At 56.0% G+C, this 24,165-nt stretch carries 18 protein-coding genes; 10 read left to right on the top strand and 8 right to left on the bottom strand.

All coding sequences use genetic code 11. From position 1 onward, the window contains the following. The first annotated feature begins 87 nt into the window (after positions 1 to 87). The 4 genes from ALIPUT_RS03890 to folB all read left to right on the top strand — a co-directional run bounded on the left by ALIPUT_RS03890 (position 88) and on the right by folB (position 4,645). Positions 88 to 744 (top strand): hypothetical protein, encoded by a 657-nt coding sequence (locus ALIPUT_RS03890; protein WP_004328416.1) that lies wholly within the window; start codon positions 88 to 90, stop codon positions 742 to 744. 304 nt (positions 745 to 1,048) lie between these two features. Beyond that, entirely contained in the window at positions 1,049 to 2,968 is a 1,920-nt protein-coding gene (locus tag ALIPUT_RS12370) for a DNA polymerase III subunit gamma/tau (protein WP_004328415.1), read from the top strand. Positions 2,969 to 2,994: 26 nt separating this feature from the next. Next, positions 2,995 to 4,290, top strand: coding sequence for a tyrosine--tRNA ligase (gene tyrS / locus ALIPUT_RS03880; RefSeq protein ID WP_004328414.1), 1,296 nt, complete (start codon positions 2,995 to 2,997; stop codon positions 4,288 to 4,290). Position 4,291: 1 nt separating this feature from the next. After that, positions 4,292 to 4,645 carry a dihydroneopterin aldolase gene (folB, locus tag ALIPUT_RS03875; protein ID WP_004328413.1) on the top strand — a complete coding sequence of 118 codons (354 nt, stop codon included), beginning with the start codon at positions 4,292 to 4,294 and terminating at the stop codon, positions 4,643 to 4,645. A 568-nt stretch (positions 4,646 to 5,213) separates the two neighbouring features. On the opposite strand, the gene ALIPUT_RS03870 is transcribed toward folB, so the two are convergent. Beyond that, positions 5,214 to 5,984, bottom strand: a complete 771-nt coding sequence (locus tag ALIPUT_RS03870; protein ID WP_040293188.1) for a radical SAM protein — start codon at positions 5,982 to 5,984, stop codon at positions 5,214 to 5,216. Positions 5,985 to 6,165: 181 nt separating this feature from the next. Between ALIPUT_RS03870 and ALIPUT_RS03865 the strand changes: the two genes are divergently transcribed. From ALIPUT_RS03865 to ALIPUT_RS03855, 3 genes are all read left to right on the top strand, one after another. Further along, entirely contained in the window at positions 6,166 to 7,344 is a 1,179-nt protein-coding gene (locus tag ALIPUT_RS03865) for a dicarboxylate/amino acid:cation symporter (RefSeq protein ID WP_040293187.1), read from the top strand. A gap of 112 nt (positions 7,345 to 7,456) precedes the next feature. Then, a complete protein-coding gene (gene pckA, locus ALIPUT_RS03860) occupies positions 7,457 to 9,067 on the top strand; it encodes a phosphoenolpyruvate carboxykinase (ATP) (RefSeq protein WP_004328408.1) in 1,611 nt (536 codons plus the stop codon). A gap of 183 nt (positions 9,068 to 9,250) precedes the next feature. Next, entirely contained in the window at positions 9,251 to 9,961 is a 711-nt protein-coding gene (locus tag ALIPUT_RS03855; protein ID WP_004328407.1) for a pirin family protein, read from the top strand. A 75-nt stretch (positions 9,962 to 10,036) separates the two neighbouring features. Here ALIPUT_RS03855 and deoC read toward each other — a convergent pair whose 3' ends face one another. The 4 genes from deoC to rpsO form a co-directional block, all read right to left on the bottom strand. Beyond that, complete coding sequence (gene deoC, locus ALIPUT_RS03850) at positions 10,037 to 10,915, bottom strand: deoxyribose-phosphate aldolase (protein WP_004328406.1); 879 nt, start codon at positions 10,913 to 10,915, stop codon at positions 10,037 to 10,039. A 548-nt stretch (positions 10,916 to 11,463) separates the two neighbouring features. Further along, positions 11,464 to 13,191 carry a hypothetical protein gene (locus ALIPUT_RS03845; RefSeq protein ID WP_004328403.1) on the bottom strand — a complete coding sequence of 576 codons (1,728 nt, stop codon included), beginning with the start codon at positions 13,189 to 13,191 and terminating at the stop codon, positions 11,464 to 11,466. A gap of 189 nt (positions 13,192 to 13,380) precedes the next feature. Beyond that, positions 13,381 to 15,594 (bottom strand): polyribonucleotide nucleotidyltransferase, encoded by a 2,214-nt coding sequence (pnp, locus tag ALIPUT_RS03840; protein ID WP_004328402.1) that lies wholly within the window; start codon positions 15,592 to 15,594, stop codon positions 13,381 to 13,383. 89 nt (positions 15,595 to 15,683) lie between these two features. Beyond that, positions 15,684 to 15,956: a 30S ribosomal protein S15 gene (rpsO, locus tag ALIPUT_RS03835; RefSeq protein WP_022043534.1), complete on the bottom strand. Its 273-nt coding sequence runs from the start codon at positions 15,954 to 15,956 to the stop codon at positions 15,684 to 15,686. A gap of 195 nt (positions 15,957 to 16,151) precedes the next feature. Between rpsO and ALIPUT_RS03830 the strand changes: the two genes are divergently transcribed. From ALIPUT_RS03830 to ALIPUT_RS03820, 3 genes are read left to right on the top strand one after another with little or no spacing between them, the layout of a single operon-like run. Further along, positions 16,152 to 17,162: an FAD:protein FMN transferase gene (locus ALIPUT_RS03830; RefSeq protein WP_004328400.1), complete on the top strand. Its 1,011-nt coding sequence runs from the start codon at positions 16,152 to 16,154 to the stop codon at positions 17,160 to 17,162. A gap of 15 nt (positions 17,163 to 17,177) precedes the next feature. Beyond that, positions 17,178 to 18,113 carry a diacylglycerol/lipid kinase family protein gene (locus ALIPUT_RS03825; protein ID WP_004328399.1) on the top strand — a complete coding sequence of 312 codons (936 nt, stop codon included), beginning with the start codon at positions 17,178 to 17,180 and terminating at the stop codon, positions 18,111 to 18,113. Continuing rightward, a complete protein-coding gene (locus tag ALIPUT_RS03820; protein ID WP_004328398.1) occupies positions 18,095 to 18,988 on the top strand; it encodes an AraC family transcriptional regulator in 894 nt (297 codons plus the stop codon). Before ALIPUT_RS03825 ends, ALIPUT_RS03820 begins: the two co-directional genes overlap by 19 nt. Before the next feature lie 206 nt (positions 18,989 to 19,194). Here ALIPUT_RS03820 and ALIPUT_RS03815 read toward each other — a convergent pair whose 3' ends face one another. The 3 genes from ALIPUT_RS03815 to ALIPUT_RS03805 form a co-directional block, all read right to left on the bottom strand. Further along, entirely contained in the window at positions 19,195 to 20,460 is a 1,266-nt protein-coding gene (locus ALIPUT_RS03815; RefSeq protein ID WP_004328397.1) for a glycoside hydrolase family 57 protein, read from the bottom strand. A 14-nt stretch (positions 20,461 to 20,474) separates the two neighbouring features. Then, a complete protein-coding gene (locus tag ALIPUT_RS03810; protein WP_004328396.1) occupies positions 20,475 to 21,782 on the bottom strand; it encodes a glycosyltransferase family 4 protein in 1,308 nt (435 codons plus the stop codon). Between the two features lie 330 nt (positions 21,783 to 22,112). Then, positions 22,113 to 24,086 (bottom strand): amylo-alpha-1,6-glucosidase, encoded by a 1,974-nt coding sequence (locus ALIPUT_RS03805; protein WP_004328395.1) that lies wholly within the window; start codon positions 24,084 to 24,086, stop codon positions 22,113 to 22,115. Between the last annotated feature and the right edge of the window lie 79 nt (positions 24,087 to 24,165).

Here is a 24,165-nt window from a genome sequence, read left to right as displayed (position 1 = left end):
TGTCCGATTTTGTCATATCCCGGACAACATCGTAATGACAAAATGGCTACCTTTGCAGGACAAAACCAAATTATCTAATCAGACAGAATGAAAAAACTTATCCTCGCCATTACGGCATCGCTCTGCATCGCGACTCTGATCTCTTCATGCAACAACCTGGGCATCAACGCTCCGAAAATGGATTCCGACGAAGCGACGCAACTCATCGTCGAAACTCTCGAAAAGAATATCAACTTCGACGAGTGGAAAATATATGAAATCCGCTGGATGGAGGCGGACGAGCTGGAGAATAACCTGACAGTTTTATTCGTCGAAATGGTAAACAAGGCCGGCGACTGTTTCTCGCAGACCTTCACGCTCTCCGGTCCCGGCAAAGGCAACATCTCCGACCTGAACGAAGCAGGCGGGCTGCGAGGGAAACTCGATTTCGAAAAAGTCAAAGGCCTGACTCCGGCCTCGATCAACGTCGAAGCCATCCGCAAACAGTACGAAGAGGCCAAAGCCATGATCCCCGAAAACTATACGTTCAAGAGCATCGGCGACTACCTGATTCAGGAAACGGTTCCTTCGGGCAACGAATTCCTCGACCGAAATAAAACGTTCGGCGAAGTGAAAGCAGAGTTCAGTATGAACATAACCGAAAACGGCAAGGAGATCGTCGAAAGCGCCGGCAAGAAATCGGTCCAGTATTACGAAGTCACCTTCAATGTGCTGCCCGACGGATCGGTTCAGATGGAAGAGTAAGGCAACCTGCGGCGACACACTGCGAAAGACGGGAGTTTCGGCTTCCGTCTTTCTTTATTCTTGAGGCATACTCGCACCGAAGCGAGTCACCTGCGAAAATTACCGAACAGATCGCCGGTGCGGGAAACGGATTTTCGAAAACGATACACCGCGCTTCATTCCGCCTATTCCACCCGACAAAGTGCAAATAAATTTGGCGCAGCACCCGGCTTTCACTATCTTTGCAGAAGATAGGAAGCGCCTCGGAAATCTTCGAAAATAAATTTTCCCGATTTCGCCCGGCTTTCACTATCTTTGTTCCGCCATGAGTGATTTTATCGTCAGCGCACGCAAATACCGCCCCGCCACTTTCTCTTCGGTCGTGGGGCAGAAGCACATTACCTCGACCCTGAAGAACGCGATCGAACGCGGCCAACTGGCCCACGCCTACCTCTTCTGCGGGCCGCGCGGCGTGGGCAAGACGACCTGCGCCCGCATCTTCGCCAAGGCGATCAACTGCCTGCATCCCGAAGGGGCAGAAGCCTGCAACGCGTGCGAATCGTGCCGCAGCTTCAACGACGGGCGCTCGCTCAACATCCACGAGCTAGACGCCGCGTCGAACAACTCGGTCGAGGACATCCGCTCGCTCATCGAACAGGTGCGCATCATCCCGCAGGTGGGACGCTACTCGGTCTTCATCATCGACGAGGTCCACATGCTCTCGGCGGCCGCCTTCAACGCCTTCCTCAAGACGCTCGAGGAGCCGCCCGCACACGCCATCTTCATCCTGGCGACCACCGAAAAACACAAGATCATCCCTACGATCCTCTCCCGCTGCCAGATCTACGACTTCAACCGCATCCGCGTCGAGGACTCCGTGGAATACCTCAAATACATCGCCTCGCAGGAGGGAATCACCGCCGACGACGAGTCGCTCAACCTGATCGCACAGAAAGCCGACGGCGGCATGCGCGACGCCCTGTCGATGTTCGACAAGGCCGTTTCGTTCTGCGGGCAGGAACTCCGCTATCAGGAGGTGGCCCAGACGCTCAACGTATTGGACTACGACACCTACTTCAGCATGACCGAAACGCTCCTGTCGGGCAACTATGTCGAGGCGCTGCTCTCTTTCGACAACGTGCTCGCGCGGGGATTCTCCGGCCAGACTTTCATGGCAGGACTCAACCGCCACCTGCGCGACCTGCTGGTGGCCCGCAACGAGCCTTCGCTCCGGCTGCTGGAATTTACCGGTACGCTGATGGAACGATACCGGACGCAGGCGGCCGCCTGCCCTCCCGAATTTCTTTTCGGCGCCATATCGCTGCTCACGGACCTCGACGGCAAAATCAGGCAATCGTCCAACCAACGGCTGCTCGTCGAACTGGGACTGATGAAGATCGCCGGTCTCGGTCAAAAAAAAAATAACCCCGTCGATCCCGTAAATCTTCCGTTGCCGGAACTGGTTCGGACCGCCCCCGCGCAATCCGCACCGGCCCGTCCGCAATCGACACAACAGACGGCTCCCGCGCCCGCTCCTCAACCGGCTACGGTCCAACGGCCGACGGCTGCGACGGCAGAATCTTCGCCCGGAATCGCGGCATCCGCTCCGGCTGCAACGCCTGCGGCAAAAGCCGCAGCCGATCCCGCACCTCCGGCGACATCGGCCGCTGCCCGTACATCCGCAATGCCGACGCCGTCCATTCAGCCGGTCCCGGAACGAACGCAGGCCGCAGCAACGCCGGTTTCGACACAACCGCAAACGGCGCGTCCCCGTCCCGTACAGTCCAGACTCGCATCGGGAATCTCCATTTCGGCGCTGATAAACGATGCAGCCCCGGAACCGGATACAGAAACCGCCGTGCATGCCGCAGCACCCCAGCCGGTCATCGACCCGCTCAGCGCCGAAAAACTCGAAACGACCCGTGAAAAAATCCTCACGCTCGTCCGCGAGATGCGTCCGCGCTTCGTCGCGGCGTTCGAACGGATGCAATTTCAGGGACACGTGATCCGTATCGCAGTTCCGTCGGAAGCCCTGCGCGAAGAGATCCTGCGCAACAAAACCGAACTGCTGCTCCGCATCGCCGAAACGTCCGGCGTGCAGGGTATGCTGGAGCTCGACGTCACGATCAACGAAGAGATCCGGGCCGCCCGCCCGATCAAACTCGAAGACCGGGTCAAGTATATGACCGAAAAAAATCCTCTGCTGGCCGAGTTGCGCCGGGCGCTCGACCTGGAGGTAGAATAAAGCATAAAGTAAAACCAAATACACAAATGGCAATTAAGAACTTTGTCGAAGAATTGGAATGGCGCGGTATGATTCACTCGATCATGCCGGGCACACAGGAACAACTTCAGAAAGAGATGTCTACAGCTTACGTGGGCATCGACCCGACGGCGGATTCGCTGCACATCGGACACTTGGTGAGTGTAATGATCCTCAAGCACTTCCAGATGTGCGGACACCGTCCGATCGCTCTGGTGGGCGGCGCGACGGGCATGATCGGCGACCCCAGCGGCAAATCGCAGGAGCGCAACCTGCTCGATGAAAAGACCCTCCGCCACAACCAGGAGGCGATCAAGAAACAGCTCGCCAAGCTGCTCGATTTCGAATCGGACGCTCCCAACGCGGCGATGCTGGTGAACAACTACGACTGGATGAAGGGAATCACCTTCCTGGATTTCATCCGCGACATCGGCAAGCTGATTACCGTGAACTACATGATGGCCAAAGATTCGGTAAAGAAACGCTTCAACGGCGAAGGCGAAGGGATGTCGTTCACCGAATTCACCTACCAGCTCGTGCAGGCCTACGACTTCCTGCACCTGTACGAAACCGTAGGTTGTAAACTGCAGCTCGGCGGCGCCGACCAGTGGGGCAACATCACCACCGGCACGGAGCTGATCCGCCGCAAGGCCGGCGGCGAGGCTTTCGCCCTCACCTGCCCGCTGATTACCAAAGCCGACGGCACCAAGTTCGGCAAGACCGAGAGCGGCAACGTATGGCTCGACCCGCGTTATACGTCGCCTTACAAGTTCTACCAGTTCTGGCTCAACACCAGCGACGAGGACGCCAAGCGCTACATCAAGATCTTCACGCTGCTCGATAAACAGACCATCGACGACCTGATCGCCGAACACGACGCAGCCCCTCACCTGCGAATCCTGCAAAAACGGCTGGCGCAGGAGGTTACCGTGATGATCCACTCTCAGGAGGAGTACGAAAAAGCGGTCGAGGCATCGAACATTCTCTTCGGCGGGGCTACCTCCGAAGCGCTTCGCAAACTCGACGAACAGACCCTGCTGCAGGTTTTCGAAGGAGTCCCGCAATACAAAATCGCCCGTGCGGAACTGATCGGGCTGCCCTTCATCGAGCTGTGCGCCGAGCGGAGCGATATCTTCCCCTCGAAGGGCGAATGCCGCAAGATGGTACAGGCCGGCGGCGTGAGCCTCAACAAGGAGAAGGTGGCCGACCCCATGCGTGCAATCGCCGAAAGCGACCTGATCGACGGGAAATACCTGCTCGTACAGAAAGGCAAGAAAAACTACTACCTGGTAATCGCCGAATAAGATGGAATACCGTATCGTTTTGAACCGGATGGAGTTCCGGGCTTTCCACGGCTGTTACGACCTGGAACAGCAAGTGGGCAACCGCTTCACGGTCGATCTGGAGATCACGGCCGAGCTGGGGGAAGTGGCGAGCGAGGACTGCGTGGAAAAAGCGGTCAATTACCTGTTGGTTTACGAAACCGTACGCGAACAGATGCGCGTCACCCAGCGCACGATCGAACGCGTGTCGATGAACATCATGGATGCCCTCTATGCCCGGTTTCCGCAAATCCGCCATATCCGCTGTACGGTTTCGAAGCTGGCGCCCCCGCTGGGCGGGAAGCTCGAAAAAGTGAGCGTCGTGCTGGAGAAATAAACCACACTGCGACAACGAATAAAGCGAGAGGAATCGATTCCTCTCGCTTTATTTTTCTTCCCGACGGAATAATCACAACCGCTCGAAAACGATCCGTCCGTAATACTTTACCGAGCCTGCTTCTGTTGCGAGAACCTTCCACACCATTCGCCGCTCGCAAATTTCCGACACCGTAAGCCGTGCCGGAATAAATCCGTAATCCACAGTTATCCGTCTTCCTGTCAGACTCCAGGCAAAATGCTCCCCGTTATCGGCCACACCCCGTCCATCGTGTTCGAAAGTCATAATCCCCAAAGCATGGGCACATCACAGGCTCCATCGTCGTCCGAATCATCCCAATCGTAATCCGGCTCCTCGACCGCACGCCACCTACCCAAGATATTTTCGGCATCGATCGCTTCCTCCCGGATGCCCTTGTCACATGCGAAAAGTGCCAACGAGAGCAAAGCAAACAATGTAACAAGACACAGATAAAATCTTCGCCCCCTCTATAATACAGACAATAAATAACGTCCGATCGACAAATTCTTCGAAGGGGTCTGAAATTCCCCCGTCGTTCTTCTTTGCGTTACGCCACCGAGCAGGGGATTCCCAGCGCCTCGACCCGGGCAGCGATCGCCTGCAAATCTTCGCGGGGGACTTTCTGCAAGGTTTTGCACGGAGTGTCGCGGTCGAGCGAATAGACCATCACCTGACGGGGCCGGATCTCTTCGACCAGCTTCAACCAGGCCGCGACCTCCCGCTCGGTCGTGTTATCCACCGTGCGGCCCTCGCACTCGCCCCGCAGGAACATCGTCTGCAGGATCATCTGCCCGTCGAACAGTTTCATGTTCTTCACCACCTCAGCCACCGAATAGGTCCCGCACGGGTTATTGATGAGCCGAACCGTATCGTCGAAAGCGGAATCGAGTTTCAGGATGTTGTTATCGACCCGACGCAAGGCCCGGCGCACGCTCTCGCGGCCGATCTGCGTCGCATTGCTCAACACCGAAATCCGCGCCGAAGGGCAAATTTCGTCCCGCAAGACGATCGTATCGTCGATGATCGCCTCGAAATCGGGGTGCATCGTCGGCTCGCCGTTACCGGCGAAAGTAATCACGTCGGGCGGCGTACCTTCGGAAACCATCTGACGCAGGGTCGCTCCGAGCATGGTACGCACGTCCTCGCGCGAATTGAACCGGCGGGCGCCCGGATGTTCGGCATTCCAGCCGCATTCACAATAAATGCAATCGAAGCTACACAACTTCGATTGAGTGGGTAACAGATTGACACCCAAAGACAGACCCAATCTGCGGGAATGGATCGGGCCGAAAATAATATCGCTATACAGTGCAGTCATATTGACAAAATTAGAAAATATTCTCTTCTTTGCACAAATATTGCTCCCTTTTTATACGTTAATAGAAAAACGGCATGCAACGGGACCTCCGAAAAACGAATTCGGTCCGAATCGGGAACACGATCGGCCCAAGGCCCCGACGCATGAATCGTCCAACCGAAAACCAATGAAACGACACCTTATGAAGCATAAATTCGGCTTACTTCCCAAAGTGCTCCTGGCTATCGCGCTGGGCATCGTATTCGGCCTCTTCGTTCCCGAGTGGTTCACCCGAATCGCATTGACCTTCAACAACATTTTCGGCAATTTTCTGAACTTCGTCATCCCGCTGCTGATCCTGGGCCTCGTGGCTCCGGGCATCGCCGACCTGGGTAGCAAGGCAGGACGGCTGCTGGTAATCACCGCAGCCCTGGCCTATGCCTTTACCCTGTTTTCGGGATTCGGAACTTTCTTCACAAGTTTCGGGATATTACCCCGGCTATTGGGCGGTACGGAGATGAGCGCCCCGGGAGAAACCGCCGCAACACCCATGCAACCGTTCTTCACGGTCGAAATGCCCCCGTTGATGGGCGTGATGACCGCCCTCATTCTCGCCTTCGTGCTGGGACTGGGCATGGCTTACATCCACAGCGACAAGCTCAAGGGCATGATGGATGATTTCAAACTCATCATCGAGCGTGTCATCTCGAAGGTCATCATCCCGCTGCTGCCCTTCTACATCTTCGGCATCTTCCTCTCGATGACTCAGTCGGGGCAGGTATCGGGTATTCTGGGCATTTTCCTCAAGTTGATCGTGATTATCTTCGTGATGACGGTCGTCCTGCTGCTGATCCAGTTCTCGATCGCGGGCCTCGTGGCAAGGCAGAATCCGTTGAAGATGCTCCGCACGATGATGACCGCCTACATGACGGCCCTCGGTACGCAATCGTCGGCAGCCACGATCCCCGTGACGCTGGCACAGACGGTCAAAATCGGCGTCCGCCCCGAAGTGGCGGGATTCGTCGTCCCGCTCTGCGCCACGATCCACCTCTCGGGCTCGATGATGAAGATCGTCGCCTGCTCGCTCGCGGTGATGATGCTCTCCGGGCTGGACGTTTCGATGGGCACCTACTCGGGTTTCATCCTGCTGCTGGGTATCACGATGATCGCCGCACCGGGCGTACCGGGCGGAGCCATCATGGCTGCGATCGGATTGCTGGAGTCGATGCTCGGGTTCGACGAAAATATGATCGGACTGATGATCGCCACCTACATTGCCATGGACAGTTTCGGTACGGCGACCAACGTAACGGGCGACGGTGCGATCGCGGTGATCGTAAACGCCATCGACAGCCGAATGGTTCGCGGGGAAAAACGATAAACCTACTGTTAATATTTTCACATTCGAAAAAAAATCTTTAACTTTGCGAGCATCGTTCATAAACGAACAACCGCTGTCAAGTGAAATAAGAGGATTAATTAAATCAATAATTATGGCTAAAATCAATTTGAAACAGTACGGCATCACGGGTACTACGGAAGTAATCTACAACCCGTCGTACGACGAACTCTACCGCGAGGAGACCCGCAAGGGCCTGCGCGGTTATGAAAAGGGTCAGGTAACCGAAATGGGTGCCGTGAACGTGATGACCGGCGTTTACACGGGTCGTTCCCCGAAAGACAAGTTCTTCGTCATGGACGAAACCACCAAAGATACTATTTGGTGGACCTCGCCCGAATACAAGAACGACAACAAACCGGTGACGAAGAAGACCTGGAAGGAGCTGAAAAAGATCGCTGTCGAAGAGTTGTCGAACAAGAAGCTCTTCGTCGTGGACACGTTCTGCGGAGCCAACGAGAACACCCGTCTGAAGATCCGCTTCATCATGGAGGTCGCTTGGCAGGCGCATTTCGTGAAAAACATGTTCATCCGCCCGACGGACGAGGAGCTGGAGAAATACGGCGAACCCGATTTCGTGGTGCTGAACGCCTCGAAAGCCAAAGTCAAGAACTACAAGGAACTCGGACTCAACTCGGAAACGGCGGTCGTGTTCAACCTCACCGAAAAAATGCAGGTAATCATCAACACCTGGTACGGCGGCGAAATGAAGAAGGGTATGTTCTCCTACATGAACTACCTGCTGCCGCTGAAGGGCATCGCGTCGATGCACTGCTCGGCCAACACCGACAAGGAGGGCAAGAACACCGCCATCTTCTTCGGTCTGTCGGGAACGGGCAAAACCACCCTTTCGACCGACCCGAAGCGCGAGCTGATCGGCGACGACGAGCACGGTTGGGACGACGACGGTGTCTTCAACTTCGAGGGCGGATGCTATGCCAAAGTCATCAACCTCTCGAAAGAGAACGAGCCCGATATCTGGAACGCGATCCGCCCCAACGCCCTGCTGGAGAACGTTACGGTGGACAAGAAAGGTAAGATCGACTTCGCGGACAAGTCCGTGACGGAGAACACTCGCGTATCGTACCCGATCTTCCACATCGATAACATCGTGAAGCCCGTATCGAAAGCTCCGGCAGCCAAGAAGGTGATCTTCCTTTCGGCCGACGCCTTCGGCGTACTGCCCCCGGTTTCGATCCTGACTCCGGAACAGACCAAATACTACTTCCTCTCGGGCTTCACCGCCAAGTTGGCCGGTACCGAACGCGGTATCACCGAGCCGACGCCGACCTTCTCGGCCTGCTTCGGTGCAGCGTTCCTCTCGCTGCATCCGACCAAATACGGTGAGGAGCTGGTAAAACGCATGAAGCAATCGGGCGCTACGGCCTACCTCGTCAATACGGGCTGGAACGGTACGGGCAAACGTATCTCGATCAAGGATACGCGCGGCATCATCGACGCCATCCTGGACGGTTCGATCGACAAGGCTCCGACCAAGACGCTGCCGGTATTCGATTTCAAGATCCCGACCGCACTTCCGGGCGTGGATCCCAAGATTCTCGATCCGCGCGACACGTACAAGAACGCCAAGGAATGGGACGAGAAGGCGGCAGATCTGGCCGGTCGTTTCGTCAAGAACTTCGAGAAGTTCACCGGCAACGCCGAAGGCAAGAAACTCGTAGCTGCAGGTCCGCATCTCAAATAAGACGACGAGCAGCAAGCTATTTTCACAAAGAGAACGGTCCGGGGCTAACGCCCGGACCGTTCTCTTTGTCGCTCGACCGCACGATCACTCCCCTTCGGCAACCTATATTCGGACAGCCCTGCCCTACAAGCGGTATCGTGGAACACTATTTGCAACACCTTCTTATAATCAATCCATTATATTATGAAAAAAGTAATCCACAGAGCCGGCACACGAGGTCATTCCGACCACGGTTGGCTCGACAGCTACCATACGTTCAGTTTTGCAGACTACCACGATCCCGAGCGCATCCATTTCGGCGCATTGCGCGTACTCAACGACGATACCGTAGCCGGAGGAGAGGGTTTCGGCGCACATCCCCACGACAACATGGAGATCGTTTCCATCCCGCTCGAGGGCGAACTACGACATCAGGACAGCATGGGACATACTTCGGTGCTGCGCACCGGGGAAATCCAGGTAATGACGGCCGGAACGGGAATCATCCACAGCGAATTCAACAACAGCCCCGACCGTCCCGTCAAATTCCTCCAGATATGGGTATTCCCGGATCGACGCGGACTTCCGACCCGTTACGAGGAGATCACGCTCGCTCCGGCACGCACCAATGAGCTGCGCACGATCGTGGCTCCCGAAGGCAATGGTTCCGAGCATACGGCTTGGATTCATCAGTCGGCCTGGTTCCACACCCTGAACCTGGAGAAAGATACCTATGAATACGCCATGCGCCGGGAAGGAAACGGTCTTTACGTCTTCGTCCTCGAAGGCGACGTAACGGTCGAGAACGAAAAGCTGGCCTCCCGGGACGGCATGGGCATTTGGGAGCAGAACGACATCACCCTCCATACGGACGGGAAAGCCAGCCTGCTTCTGATCGAGGTACCGATGCGGTAATTACCCCAACCTTTCCCAAGAAAAATAGCGGCACTTCTTGGTGCCGCTATTTTTTAATTCATCCGCCCATTCGGATCAGAAAAACTTGACTTCCCGGCCTTCGATAGCCGTAAGCAGATTATTGGCCGCCGACGAAGCTCCGATACGGAACAATTCGGGCGTAAGCCACTCCTTGCCCAAAATCTCCTCGACGATCGTATAATACAAAGCGGCATCTTCGGCACTCCGGACACCGCCGGCCGGCTTGAAGCCCACCTTACGTCCCGTTTTCCGATAGTAATCCCGGATCGCCTGGCACATCACCACCGCCGCTTCGGGCGTGGCGGACACATCGATCTTGCCGGTCGAAGTCTTGACGAAATCGGCCCCGGCGAACATCGAAAGCAACGATGCCTTGCGGATCAGATCGGGAGTTTTCAAAGCTCCGGACTCGATAATGACCTTTAACACGACCTCGGGACTCATCTCGGTACGAATCACCTCGACCTCGTTAGCGACCTCGTCGTAATGCCCCTCCAACATCTTACCCACGTTCAAGACGATATCGATCTCGTCGGCTCCGTTCTCGACGGCCATAGCCACTTCGAGAACCTTCACCTCGAGAAACGTCTGCGAAGAAGGAAATCCGCCCGCAACGCTCGTGATACGCATATCCGTACCATCGACCACCACACCGACCGTTTCGACGAACGGCGGATAGATGCAAATCGACGCCACATTGGGAAGATGAGGGAACTGTTGGTAAAACTTGACGGCTTTGCCGGCAAATTCCGTAACCGACTCCACGGAGTCCGTACACGACAGCGTAGTTAAATCCACCGCCGAATAACAGAGTTTGTAAACTTCCGGAGTATGGTTTCGTACCGCAGCTTTGCGGATACGATCCACTTCCTCGGCCACCTGCGCCTCGCTCATAGCCGACGCATATTCTTTCAAATGATTCGCGTATTCCATAATTTTCTATTATTTACACAAGCGGTTCGCCTTCAAAGCGCAATAAAAATAAATATCGAAGTTCCCGTTCCGCAATTCCCTTTACAAGATTACACAGACCGCGTGCAAAAAATTCATTCCGCCGAAAGCAAATCCCTCGTTCGGGATAGCCCTTCAACAAATCGGCTTGCACCGAAACCGATCAAAACCTGGCAAAAACAAGTAAATACGGCCGAACTCAACGCTCTTTCGACAAAAATAATAAAATTTTAGATCTTTTCCGTATTTCTTTCGATATCCTGTATGATATTGCAAATATCGTGCAGATCCTGTCCAGCCGACGTCCATAAAAATAAAAAGTGATGTCTCGGAATCCTTGTTGGGATCCAAATTCGGAACTGATCCTCCCGGTCGCCAACCGTATTTATGAACCGACATGGGCCTAAAAATGCCTGTCTTGAAGAAAGGCGGACGAAAATACGACCAATAATCGAACAAGCTCAATAAATCGAGACAAAAAATATCCGCACCGTTTCCGGTGCGGATATTTTTCATCGAATCCGAACGGATTAGAACTTCAGACCCTCTTCGAAGAGTTTCTTGAAGTGGATATCCTTCATGGCTTTCTTCGCCATCTTCTCATCCTTCTTCACGGCGCTCTTCAACTGTGCCTCTGCCGTTCTCATATCGCCCTCTTCCGAAGCGATCACGGCACGCAGGTAATCGGCCTCTGCGCTCATATCCTTAGCGATAGCACGCTTTGCAGCCGCATAGTCCTTGTTCATCGTGTTAGCGATAGCGGCATTCATACCGTCGAGCTGCTTGGCAGCGTCGTTGTAGTTACCCTGTGCTGCATTGACCAGGCTCTTCGCCTTTGCATCAGCGCCCTTGGCATACTTCTGAGCCTCTGCCATATTGCCGTTCGCCAAGTTGGCAAGAGCCAGGTTGGTGTTCAGCGCCTCGGAAGCCTCGCCCAACTGAGCGGCCTTCTGGAAGCATTTCAAAGCATCAGCCGTGCGGCCTTCCTCCGTAAGAACGATACCCAGGTTGTTGTAAGCGCGGGCGTCGTTATACTTCTCGGCAGCATAAGCCAATACGATGTTCTTGGTAGCGTTGTCCTGTGCGATCGACTCCGCAACGAAGAGCAGCTCATTCAGGTTGAGCTGATCCAGCTTGCCAGCCTCGACAAGCGCCATCATCTCGGCGTCGGTCTTGCCCTCCAGATCGATGGTGTTCACGATCACCGAACGACGGAGCTGCGGCAGAATGTCTTTCTTCAGCTCGTTGAATACGGAAGACATGTTCTTGATCTCATCCTCGCGCTGCGTCGAAGAGGAGTACATGCTCAAAACTTGGAGAATCAGATCCTTGTCTTTGATGTTCGACTTCGAAACCAGCTCCTTGAAACCTTCCCAGTCCTCACCGTAAGCGGCAACGTCGATATCCAGACCCGAATTTTTCAGCAGTTTCGCAAGAACTTTGTCGCCCGATTCGCTACGCTCCTTCGACAGCGTGTCGTTGAACTTCACGGGACCGTCGGGAGAAGCATAACCCTTCACGGCAACATGCTGGGTAGCACGGTCGTTTTTCAGGTTCTCATCCACATTCGCCTGGAATGCCTCCAGATCGGCGTCTTTCAGCGCTTTCTTGGTTACGTTAGCCTTGTTGATCGCATAGAGGATCTCGGTCTTGTCCACGCTGGTAGTCACGCGTTTGTAGTCGCTCGGCAGAGCTGCCATCGCATCGGCGTAAGCCAGATCCTGCTGCAGGGTATTCACACCCTCGGCAACGACCAGACCGCACTCGCGTACGATTGCGGGGTTAGCCTCGAGCTCCTTGGCCTTCACGACCTTGCCCGTATTGGCATTAACCAGCGTAAACTCGTCGCTACCCGGACATTTAGCCTCGACACGCAACTGGAGTTCGGAAATCTGCATACGCTCATCGTAAGGGAACTCGACATGCATGGTGAACACACCGCCCGTCTTCTTATCAACGACCGTATAGTTCTCTTTCACTTTCGAACCCTGGAAGAATTTCGGAGTACCGGCAACTTCTCCGCCCTCGAATACCATCACCGGAGTAACCTTCACGATAGCTTTGGGGTTGAAGTACTTCACGGGGAACTGTGCCGTAATGTCGGCGGCAACCACACCGTTATTCAGTACCAGCACTTCAGGTGCACACGTCAGCGATACATCATCGCTGTTCTTTGCCATCTTCTTGAAGCAATTACAGCTCGAAAACGTCAAAGCAACGACCACGAGCAGCAAGCTCAATTTCATCAGCTTTTTCATAAACTAATCTTTTAAAAATTAAATGTTAAATCCTTTCTTTTTCTATTTATGCCTGTTTTATCTGCCCCACAAAAGCTACGGAGTAATGCAAATATAAAAATTATCTACAAACATTGTACAATATTCCGGCCAAAATTTCCGAACAAAACCGAAATTATCTCCGTAGCAGCGATCCGGACCCGCAGAGTTCTACTCCTTGTGCTCAGGACGGCGGCGCGGGCGATCGCCGCGCTCGCGGGGACGGCGCTCCGGCTCCGTCCAGCCTTCGGGCTGCGGAATCAGCACGCGGTGCGACAGCTTGAGCTTGTTGGTCTTGGGATCGATGCCGATGACTTTCACCTCGATCATATCCCCCTCTTTCAGGCCGGTCTCCTCCATCGTTTCGAAACGCTTGTAGTCGATCTCCGAGATGTGCAGCAGGGCGTCCTTGCCCGGCATGATCTCGACGAACGCACCGAACGGCATGATCGAACGAACCTTGCCGTTATATACATCGCCGACCTCGGGCTGCGCCACGATGCTCTTGATGCGGGACAGGGCTGCATCCATCGCCTCCTTGTCCAGACCGAAGATATCCACGACGCCCTTGTTGTCGGTTTCGGTGATGGTAATGGTCGTACCCGTCGTCTTCTGAATATCCTGGATCACCTTGCCGCCGGGACCGATCACGGCACCGATCATATCCTGCGGGATGGTGATCTGTACGATACGCGGCACGAACGGACGGTAATCCGCACGCGGCTCGGCGATACACTCCGTCAGCTTACCCAGAATGTGCATACGGCCCACGCGAGCCTGTTCCAGCGCCTTGGCCAGCACCTCGTACGAAAGGCCATCGACCTTGATATCCATCTGGGTAGCCGTGATACCGTCCTTGGTACCCGTCACCTTGAAGTCCATGTCGCCCAGGTGGTCCTCATCGCCCAGGATGTCGGAAAGCACCGCCCAACGACCGGTAGCGGAATCCGAAATCAGACCCATGGCGATACCCGAAACGGGTTTCTTGAGTTTCACGCCGGCATCCATCAGCGCCAGCGTACCGGCACAAACCGTCGCCATCGACGACGAGCCGTTCGACTCGAGAATATCCGACACCACACGCACGGCATAAGGATTTTCCTCTCCGACGGGAACCATCGGCTTCAGTGCGCGCCATGCCAGATGGCCATGACCGATCTCGCGGCGGCTCAGGCCGCGGGCGGCTTTGGCCTCGCCCGTCGAGAAAGGCGGGAAATTATAGTGCAGCACGAATTGCTCGGTACCCTGTACCAGCACTTCGTCCTTGACCTTCTCATCCATCTTCGTACCGAGGGTCACCGTAGTCAGCGACTGCGTTTCACCGCGCGTGAAGATCGCCGAACCGTGAGCGGCGGGCAGGTAGCCCACCTCGCACCAGATGGGGCGGATTTCGTCCGTGCGGCGGCCGTCCAAGCGCTTGCCCTCGTCGAGGATCATGTTGCGCATGGCCTTCTTCTGTACGTCGTCGTGGAAATATTTGTGAATCAGCGGTGCCTTCTCGACCAGCTCCTCTTCCGAAAAACGGGTGGCGAACTCGGCCTCCAGCGCATTGAAGGCATCTTCGCGCTCATGCTTCATCGTACCGCTGGTGGCGATGGCGTAAGCCTTGTCGTAAAGCTCCCGAATGATGGTCTGACGCAGCTCTTCATCATTCACCTCGTGGCAATAGGTCCGTTTCACGTCCTTGCCCAGCTCCTTCGAAAGTTCGATCTGTACGGCACAGTGTTTCTTAATCTCTTCGTGAGCGAACTTGATAGCTCCGAGCATCACCTCCTCGGACACCTCCTTCATCTCGCCCTCGACCATCAGAATATTGTCGATGGTACCGCCGACCATGATGTCCAGATCGGCGTCCTGCATCTGCGAGAAGGCCGGGTTGATGACGTACTGACCGCCGATACGGGCCACACGCACCTCCGAAATCGGACCGCCGAACGGGATGTCCGAAACAGCCAGTGCAGCCGATGCGGCCAGTCCGGCCAGAGCATCGGGCTGAATATCTTTGTCCGCCGAAATCAGGTTTACGGTCACATATACCTCGGCGTGATAGTCCGACGGAAACAGGGGACGCAGCGCACGGTCGATCAGACGGGCTACGAGGATCTCGCTGTCGTTAGCCTTGCCCTCACGCTTCATGAAACCGCCGGGATAGCGACCGCAAGCGGCATATTTCTCCTTATACTCCACCTGGAGCGGCATAAAATCAGTGTCGGGTTTCGCGTCCTTGGCGGCTACCACCGTTCCCAGGAGCATCGTATCTCCCATCTTCACCACGACGGAGCCGTCGGCCTGCTTGGCCAGTTTGCCCGTTTCGATCATGATTTCGCGGCCGTCTGCCAGCGTGATCGTCTTCCGGACTGCATTGTACAACTTCTTTTCTTCCATAGATATTTTTACGTCAAAATGTATGTTCCAAATTACAAATGGGGCTGCCAAAAGAAACTTTGGCCAACCCCATTTTTCTGCCTCCGGGACTATTTACGGAGATTGAGCGTCTTGATGATTGCTCGGTAGCGCTCGATATCGACCTCTTTCAAATACTCCAGCAACTGGCGGCGCTTGCCGACCAGACGCAGCAACGCACGCTGTGTACCGAAGTCGTGTTTGTTGCTACGAAGGTGTTCCGTAAGGTGGTTGATACGGAACGAGAACAGCGCGATCTGGCTCTCGGGAGAACCCGTGTCGGTGTTGGACTTTCCGTACTTACCGAAAAGCTCCTGCTTTTTTTCAGCTGATAAATAACCCATTTTCAAAAGTTTATTTAGTTCCACTCTACGACGCATTCCCCTTACCGTGAATAACGCCAGAGCGTGGCGCAAAGGTACGAACTTAATTCACAATAACCAACTTAAACGAATACAATTTTTTAGCTGAAGAGCCCTCTTTTTTTGCAAACCGGAGCGAAAAACACTATTTTTGCCAAAAAAGAAGACACATAGAACATGAAAAAGATCGCCCTGCTGCTCTACACCGTTATCGTTCTGGTCCTTGCAGCGAGCTGCGACCGCCGCGCAGAGTACCTTACGGCAAGCGGCGCGATGCTGGGTACGACTTTCCAGGCAACGGGCGACATCACGGACTGCACCGCACAGGAACTCTACCGGGCCATTATGCAAATCGACGCCGAAGCCAAGGCTTCGATGTCGATTTTCGACTCCACCTCCCTGCTGAGCCGCATCAACCGGGGAGAGACCGACTCGCTCGACGAACATATCATCTACAACCTCCGTCTGGCCGAACGGTTCAGCCGCTTGAGCGAAGGTCACTACGACGTGACGGTCAAGCCGCTGGTCGATGCCTGGGGATTCGCCGGGCACGAGGCGGAACGCACCCCGAACCTCGATTCGCTCCTGCAATTCGTAGGTTACCGGCGCGTCCATATCCGGGACGGCAGGCTCGTGAAGGACGATCCCCGCGTACAGCTCGATTTCAACTCGATCGCCAAGGGCTATACGGTCGATCTGGTCGCGGCCCTCATGGAGCGCTGCGGCGCGAAGAACTATCTGGTGGAGATCGGCGGCGAATGCCGCTGCCAGGGTGTCAGCAGCAAAGGCATTCCCTGGCGGATCGGCATAGAAACTCCCTTCGACGGCAATATGTCCGACGGCGCCTATCTCACCGGACGTATCCGCATGAGCGAAGGAGGCCTGGCCACTTCGGGCAACTACCGCCGCTTCTACCGCGACGCCGCAGGCAATAAGATATCCCACACGATCGACCCGACAACGGGCCGCAGCGTCACGTCACGATTGCTTTCCGCCACCGTGGTCGCGGACAACTGCGCCGAAGCCGACGCCATGGCGACCATGTATTTGAGCCTGGGCGCGAACAAGGCCATCGCCCTCTCCCGGAAAATTCCCGACGCGAAGGTCTATTTTATCCTCGACGACGGGAAAGACGGCTACGAAATTTACTGCTCGCCGGCGATGCAAGAAATGATGATTCCAGAATAATCCCATTGCGTACGAATGAAACAAGTTCTATTTCTCTATAACCCCCAGTCGGGAAAAGGAAAAATCGAAAAAGATTCCCAAGCCATCGGCGAAATGTTCCGGCAGGCCGGCTACTCGATCGTAGACGGCCCGATCGATTTCAGCCGCAACCCTTTCAATGGACACGAAACGGTCGATCTGGTGGTCGTGGCGGGCGGCGACGGCACGGTCAATTACGTGGTCAATCGGATGAAGGAGAAGCACCTCGACCTGCTGCTGGGCATCATCCCGGCAGGTACGGCCAACGACTTCGCCGGAGCGCTCGGCATGGAGAAAAACCCGGTCAAGGCGGCGGCGCAACTCCTCGGCGGCACGGAAGAGCGGGTCGATTGCGGACGCGTGAACGACCACTATTTCGTTAATATCTTCAGTTTCGGCATCTTCACCACCACGTCCCAGCGCACGCCGGACAAACGCAAGCACCAGATCGGCAAGCTGGCCTACCTGATCGAGGGCGTGAAGGAGTTCCGCTCGGTACACGGCATTCCGCTGCAAATTCTCGCCGACGGCAAAGCCTTCGACCTCGAATCGCTCATGGCCTTGATATTCAACGGAGAAACGGCCGGAGGATTCCACCTTGCCCCCCGCTCGAGCATTAAGGACGGTATGTTCGACTGTCTGTTGCTGCAAAGGCGCAACATGCTCTTCTCGGTCGTATCGATGCTCCGTCACCTGCTGGGCGGTCGGCCCTCGCAGGTAAAACATTTCCGAGCCCGCACGCTCGACATCACCTCGCCGATCAACGAACCTACCGACGTGGACGGACAGAAGGGGGCCGATTTCCCGCTGCACATCGAATGTCTGCACAACGAGCTCCGCGTCGTCTGCCCGCTGTCGGAGGCACCCCGCCGGGGCCGGTTCGCCTATTTCAAGAATCTGATCAGCAAACTGGCATGGTGGCGGACGAGATAACCCTGCAAAAAGTTTCGATCTCCCGCATCAAGCAGGAGATGCGGGACGTTTATTACCTGTCGGACGACCTGGTGATCGCTTCGTTCGACATCCACCGCGATACGCTGGGCAACTACCCCGCCCTGATCGACGGCTTCTCGGCGATCATCATGGCCAGCGGTTCGGCCGTCGTAGCGATCGATACGGAAGAGTACGAAGTCGTGCCCGACACGATCGTCTTCTTCAGCCCCGACCGCGTGATCCGCACGGTGGCCAGCACCAGCGATGCGGCGGCCTATTTCGTCGCCTGTTCCAAATCGTTCATCAACGAGATCCAGATAGACCTTTCGGCCTCGCTGCCCGTCTATATGCGTTTCGGCAAACAGCCCTGCCTGCGGGTGACACCCCAGGACACGCACGAGATCCGACAGGTGTTCCAACTCATCAAGACGATTCTTGCCAGCGACAAGGAACATTACAGACAGGAGATCATCCGCTGCCTGTTCACCGCAGTCTTCTACATCATCACCGAGCTGAACATGCGCGAGCAGAAAAACACGGTCAAGTTGGGGCGCGGCGAGGTGATCTTCGAAGAGTTCATGGAATTAGTCCGGCAATACAGCAAACAGGAGAGGAACGTCCGGTTCTATGCCCGCCGCCTCAACATCACCCCCAAATACCTTTCGACCGTTTCCAAGGACGTGAGCGGCAAAACCGCCGCCCGGTGGATCGACGAAGCGGTGATCCTCGAGGCAAAAAGCCTGCTGCGCTATTCGGGCATGAGCATCCAGGAGATCGCCTATCACCTCAACTTCTCGACCCAGTCGTTCTTCGGCAAATATTTCAAACAACACACGGGCTACAGCCCGTCGCGGTTCAAGCGCAAGGGCAGCTGACGGACCGAGGCATCCCGGAATAAAAAAGGGACGTGTCAAATCGAGAAATTCGGCGCATCCCTTTTCAGGTATGTAAAAACAGGTAAAATACAAGGCATCGAGGTTCACGGCGAAGAGTGTGTACCGACGCACATGATCGAGCCGTGACACCGATAATAACGAAGCAGTTTGCCTGTTATGACGCACCGCCTTTTTCGACCGAAAGATTATCGCACCCCGGCTTTCTCCCGATCGGAACCCTTTTTCCTCGGCGACGGTTTGGTCTTGCGGACCGGCGGCTTCCGGTCGAACGCCTTCTCCACTTCGATCTCGAAATCCGAAAGCACGTTCATATAGTTGATAAAGGCATCGTAGGACGATTCGTAAGGATTGAAATAGGCATGTACGTCCCCGTCCGACAACCACTTGGTCGCCATATAATAGAAATGATCCGAAGCCTGCATGAAGTTCCACACGTGGTCGAAATCGGGATCCTTCAGCCGGGCGATCTTATCCCGCAGGGCATACAGTTTTCCGAAAGCTTCGTTCTGCAATTCGTTGCCCAGCCACGCCGTGATGTCACGTTCCTCGTCCGCCCAAGACATCACGTGCGGACAATGGAGTACGGCGACGGGCTGGTATTTCGCAGCGGCTTCGCTCACCGTAGCGAACTCCAACCCCTCCCGCTTCAGAACAGCCGGAACGAGCGCCTTCATAAAGTCGAAAATACCCGTATCGGCACGCTGGTGCTCGCCGAAGGTTTCGTAATCCATGAAGAGATTGACCACATCCCCCTCCAGCTCGTCCGAAGCGAGCCACCCCGTGTATTTTTCCGCCGTGAGAGGCCATTGGTCCCACCCTCGGTTGGAGAAACGGAACGCGATGTCGTCCGAGAGCTTGTAATTGCGCAGCAACAGCCTCAAGCGCTGGTCGAGCGCATTGGCATAAACATAGCCGGGCGACTTCCATCCCAGTACGTGTCGGGCTCCCTCGGCCAACATGGTCTTGAAACCCATCTCGGCCACATCGGAGCCGATCCGGTCGGAATAGATCAGTTCGGTATTGCGAAAGGCGGTCGGCGCAACGCCGAACTCCTTTTTCATCAGTTCGGTATGGAGCGCAACCTGCTGCATGAAATCCTCCTTCGACGAAAGCGAAGCCAGCGAATGGGAGTAAGTTTCGGCCAGGAACTCCACGCAGCCCGTCCGGGCCAGGCGGCGGAACGAATCGAGCACCTCGGGCGCATACGCCCGCATCTGTTCGACGGCCAGCCCCGTCAGCGAAAAGGTACAGCGGAAACGCCCCTCGCTCTGCCGGATCAGATTGAACAGCAAGGCATTCATCGGCAGATAGCACTCACGCGCGACCTTCTGCATGATCGAGCGATTGGTCAGGTCGTCCAGGTAGTTGTGGTCACGGCCCATATCGAAGAAACGGTAACGCTTCAGCCGCCAGGGCTGGTGTACCTGAAAATAGAAACAAATCGTTTTCATACTCCGCAAATATTTTAATTGTTCGCCTCCGCGACGACAGTTTCGTAAACCGTCTTGATCTTCGCTGCGGCATTGGTCCATTTGAGTCCGGTCACCTCTTCCAGCCCTTTCGAAGCGAACATCCTACCCAGAGCCGGATAAGTAAGAAGCCCGTAAATGGCATCGGCCAGAGCATCCACGTCCCAGTAATTCACTTTAATGGCGTAATCCAGCACCTCCGCCACACCGCTTTGCCGCGAGATAATCACGGGAACGCCCGAACGCATGGCCTCGAGCGGCGAAATACCGAACGGCTCCGACACCGAAGGCATGACATAGACATCCGACAGACGGAACATCCGCTGCACCTCCCCGCCCTTGAGGAACCCCGTGAAATGGAAGCGGTCGGCGATCCCCAACTGGGCCACGCGCCGCACCACATGGTTCATCAGATCGCCCGAGCCGGCCATGACGAAACGCACATCCGAAACCCGTTGCAGCACCTTGGCCGCAGCCTCGACGAAATAATCGGGACCTTTCTGGTAGGTGATGCGTCCCAGGAAGGTGACGACCTTATCCTTGACCGCCCGCTCCGGCGCAGCCTCCTCCGACTCGCCGAAACGCACGGCGTTATGCACCGTCACGACCTTATCGGCCAGAATGCCGTACTTGCCGATGACGATGCGACGCGTCAGCTCCGACACCGCGATCACCCGGTCGGCAGCCTGCATACCCGCCTTTTCGATGGCATAGACCCGACGGTTGATATTCTCGCCGCTGCGGTCGAACTCCGTGGCGTGCATGTGCACCACCAGCGGCTTACCCGAAACCCGCTTGGCCGCAATTCCGGCGAAATAGGTCAGCCAGTCGTGGGCATGGATCACGTCGAACTGCCCTTCGAGGTCTTTGGCCACCTGCGCCGCCACCATTGCATACCGGGCGACCTCCTCCATCAGGTTGGCGCCGTATTTTCCGGAGAAGGTGTAGCGCTGTTTCCATACGTCGGTCCACTCGTGTGTCCGGCCGCTGCGAACGAACTCGTCGTGGTAGGCGGCATACTCCTCCGGAGAGATGTAGGGCAACATGTTCGAATCGATGTGGATGAACGAAACCTTCTCGAGCAGCTCTTCGGAAAACTCATGATCGCGCGTACCGATCGTTTCCACGTCGCTCGCATTCACCACGCGGACGAAGCGCTGGTCCTCGTCGCCATAGGCACGCGGCATGACGAAAACGACCTCCACACCGTTGCGTGCAAGACCGCGCGTCATACCGTAGCAGGCCGTACCCAGCCCGCCGGCGATATGGGGAGGAAACTCCCAACCGAACATCAACACTCTCATTTGTATTCTATTTTTTTATTCTAACAATTATATCTTTCCATGTACCCTTATCCGACGGTCGCAGCATCGAATCCGAGGAGTGCTTATTCGCGGCCCGAAACCGTGTCCGCCATGCACCCTTCCCCTAAATCCGCTTCTCGGAGGGAATTTGGGACACTGCGCCCCCGAAAAGGTACACTCAAAGTATATAATCACGTTTCATTTCGTAACTTATTCGACTTCGCGAAACACCGGTCGCCCCTCCCGGCAACCTCCATCCCGGCCTGCCCGGGCCGACAGAAAAAATTTCGGACACCTTACGCGGCGGCAAGTTCTTTTCCTTCGCATCCTTTAGCGCTTTTTCCGAAGACCCGGCAACAACCCGTGTCCCCGGCGACGACGCCAGCGTTCGGTCGTTTCACGGATCATCAACACCGCCCCGACACTCCACGCCTGCGACACGGCGCCCCAAGGCGCATGCGGAGGATCGCCGTCGAATAGCTCGTTGATCGATCCGATACCGTAACTCTGAATCTCCTCGCCGAAACGGGCGAGCAGCTCCTCCGCCCGAGGCAGAAACTCACGGCCACCGAGGTCGAACGAAGCCTTGACATAAAACCAAAGCGGCCAAACCCATACGGAGCCGTTCATCGAAGCCTCCGCACGAACGGCTTCATCGCCCTCGCAGCGGTTCTTATAGCGAGGATTGCGGGGCGAAAGCGAACGCAGCCCTTTGGGTGTCAGCAAATGCTGCCCCACGATCCGAAGCACCGAAGCCTGCTGCTCCTCATCGAGCATCTTGTAATCCAAACCGCACGCCACCACCATATTCGGACGAATCCACCGATTCGGCCCTTCAGGACCTACGAAATCGGCCAGATACCCGTCGTCGCCGCTCCAGAACATCTCCCGAAAAGCGTTCCGAATCCGCTCGGGCCACGCTTTCCACTCGCCGACGAACTCCTCCTCGCCGAAACGGGAAGCCAGCTCAAGGGCATAACACACGGCGTTGTACCAAAGTGCGTTGATTTCGACCGGATACCCGTCCCGCGACACGACGGGGACACCACCCGCCAGCGCATTCATCCAGGTGAGGGCTTTGTCGGGCGCCGAGGCCCACACCAAACCGTTATCGTGCACGGCCACGCCGCCGACGCCCCGGCGATAAGCCGCCAGCAGCTCTTTCATCACGATACCGTAGCGCTTCCATATCTCCTCCTCACCCAGCGTCCGCTGCAACTGCTGAAGCACCCAGAAAAACCAAAGCGGAGCATCCGCAGCCTCGGCAGCCGAGAAAGAACCCGTAAACATACCGTCCCGGCGTCCGCGCACGACCGTATCGAGCACATCCAGGCAATCCTCCGTGCGTCCCTGCTCCAGCGCGATGCCGGGCAGCGCTACGAGCGTCTGACGTCCGATCTGCCCATACCAGGGATACCCGGCCAGCACCTCGGCCCGCCCGTCCCGGCGGCGGACGACGAACTGCCGGGCAGAGTGGCGCAGGCAGCTCAGAAAATCGACCTTGCGGCTGCGGGCGCTCAGAGCCTCCGCAAACATTCCGCCGATGGCCGCAGGATCGGGAATGGCTTCGACGGACGCAGAGAAAATCACGCTTTGCCGCCGACCGAGACTGAGTTCGAAATAACCCGTCGTAAGCAGATCCTCATCTCCCTCGTATCCTCGCTCGATCTCTCTGGCGTATTCGAAATTATAGTACCAGTCGGGAGCCGGCACGAACTCCGCATCCCGACAATCGGTTTGCAGGTACAGCCAGGGAAAATCGGAATACAACCGACACTTCACCCCGCCCGGAATCGGCCGGGAACGTCCGTCGGCCTCCATATTGGCATGCGTGAGCGCATGTTTGTCCCGGAAGGCGAAGAAAGGCCGGAGCCTAAGCCGGACATCGGACGGCGCCTCCAGCAGCGTATAGCGGATCATCAACTGCGTGCGGTTGTGTATCCAGAGCAGCTCTTTCCGCAACACGATGCTTCCCACGCGGTAGGTGATCGTCGGTGTCGGCGTATATTCGAAATCGGTGATGTACTTATGCCCCCGAGGTTCATAGGTTCCCGGGAAACGGTGCAGCGCCAGGTTGAAGGATTGCCCGTCGTGCACGACGGTTTCATCCACCGACGAGAGCAGCACGTAAGCGCGGTCGCTGTCGTCGATGGGTGCCACCATCAGGCCATGATACTTGCGCGTGTTGCAGCAAACGATGGTCGTGCTCATATAGCCGCCTCTGCGATCCGTAGCCAGCATTTCGCGCTGCAACGAATACTCCAGATTTCCCAGTTCCTTCTTATCAAATGTAAGTACCGACATAACTGTTTGTTCTTTATGTTCATTTCCGACAGAGCGGAACGGCAAAATCAGCCCGTACTCCTGCCGGACCCGTCGAATC

The organism is Alistipes putredinis DSM 17216, assembly GCF_000154465.1.
Taxonomy (GTDB): Bacteria; Bacteroidota; Bacteroidia; order Bacteroidales; family Rikenellaceae; genus Alistipes; species Alistipes putredinis.
The sequence above is the reverse complement of the archived record's forward strand: the minus strand, read 5'-3'. Positions and strand labels throughout refer to the sequence as shown.

Excerpts from the sequence above, each read along its gene's own strand:
- pnp (WP_004328402.1), bottom strand. The coding sequence starts at position 15,594 with ATGGAAGAAAAGAAGTTGTACAATGCAGTCCGGAAGACGATCACGCTG.
- ALIPUT_RS03820 (WP_004328398.1), top strand. The coding sequence starts at position 18,095 with ATGGTGGCGGACGAGATAACCCTGCAAAAAGTTTCGATCTCCCGCATC.
- ALIPUT_RS03855 (WP_004328407.1), top strand. The coding sequence starts at position 9,251 with ATGAAAAAAGTAATCCACAGAGCCGGCACACGAGGTCATTCCGACCAC.
- ALIPUT_RS03825 (WP_004328399.1), top strand. The coding sequence starts at position 17,178 with ATGAAACAAGTTCTATTTCTCTATAACCCCCAGTCGGGAAAAGGAAAA.
- ALIPUT_RS03805 (WP_004328395.1), bottom strand. The coding sequence starts at position 24,086 with ATGTCGGTACTTACATTTGATAAGAAGGAACTGGGAAATCTGGAGTAT.
- rpsO (WP_022043534.1), bottom strand. The coding sequence starts at position 15,956 with ATGGGTTATTTATCAGCTGAAAAAAAGCAGGAGCTTTTCGGTAAGTAC.
- ALIPUT_RS12370 (WP_004328415.1), top strand. The coding sequence starts at position 1,049 with ATGAGTGATTTTATCGTCAGCGCACGCAAATACCGCCCCGCCACTTTC.
- pckA (WP_004328408.1), top strand. The coding sequence starts at position 7,457 with ATGGCTAAAATCAATTTGAAACAGTACGGCATCACGGGTACTACGGAA.
- ALIPUT_RS03890 (WP_004328416.1), top strand. The coding sequence starts at position 88 with ATGAAAAAACTTATCCTCGCCATTACGGCATCGCTCTGCATCGCGACT.
- deoC (WP_004328406.1), bottom strand. The coding sequence starts at position 10,915 with ATGGAATACGCGAATCATTTGAAAGAATATGCGTCGGCTATGAGCGAG.
- ALIPUT_RS03845 (WP_004328403.1), bottom strand. The coding sequence starts at position 13,191 with ATGAAAAAGCTGATGAAATTGAGCTTGCTGCTCGTGGTCGTTGCTTTG.
- ALIPUT_RS03830 (WP_004328400.1), top strand. The coding sequence starts at position 16,152 with ATGAAAAAGATCGCCCTGCTGCTCTACACCGTTATCGTTCTGGTCCTT.
- tyrS (WP_004328414.1), top strand. The coding sequence starts at position 2,995 with ATGGCAATTAAGAACTTTGTCGAAGAATTGGAATGGCGCGGTATGATT.
- folB (WP_004328413.1), top strand. The coding sequence starts at position 4,292 with ATGGAATACCGTATCGTTTTGAACCGGATGGAGTTCCGGGCTTTCCAC.
- ALIPUT_RS03815 (WP_004328397.1), bottom strand. The coding sequence starts at position 20,460 with ATGAAAACGATTTGTTTCTATTTTCAGGTACACCAGCCCTGGCGGCTG.
- ALIPUT_RS03865 (WP_040293187.1), top strand. The coding sequence starts at position 6,166 with ATGAAGCATAAATTCGGCTTACTTCCCAAAGTGCTCCTGGCTATCGCG.
- ALIPUT_RS03870 (WP_040293188.1), bottom strand. The coding sequence starts at position 5,984 with ATGACTGCACTGTATAGCGATATTATTTTCGGCCCGATCCATTCCCGC.
- ALIPUT_RS03810 (WP_004328396.1), bottom strand. The coding sequence starts at position 21,782 with ATGAGAGTGTTGATGTTCGGTTGGGAGTTTCCTCCCCATATCGCCGGC.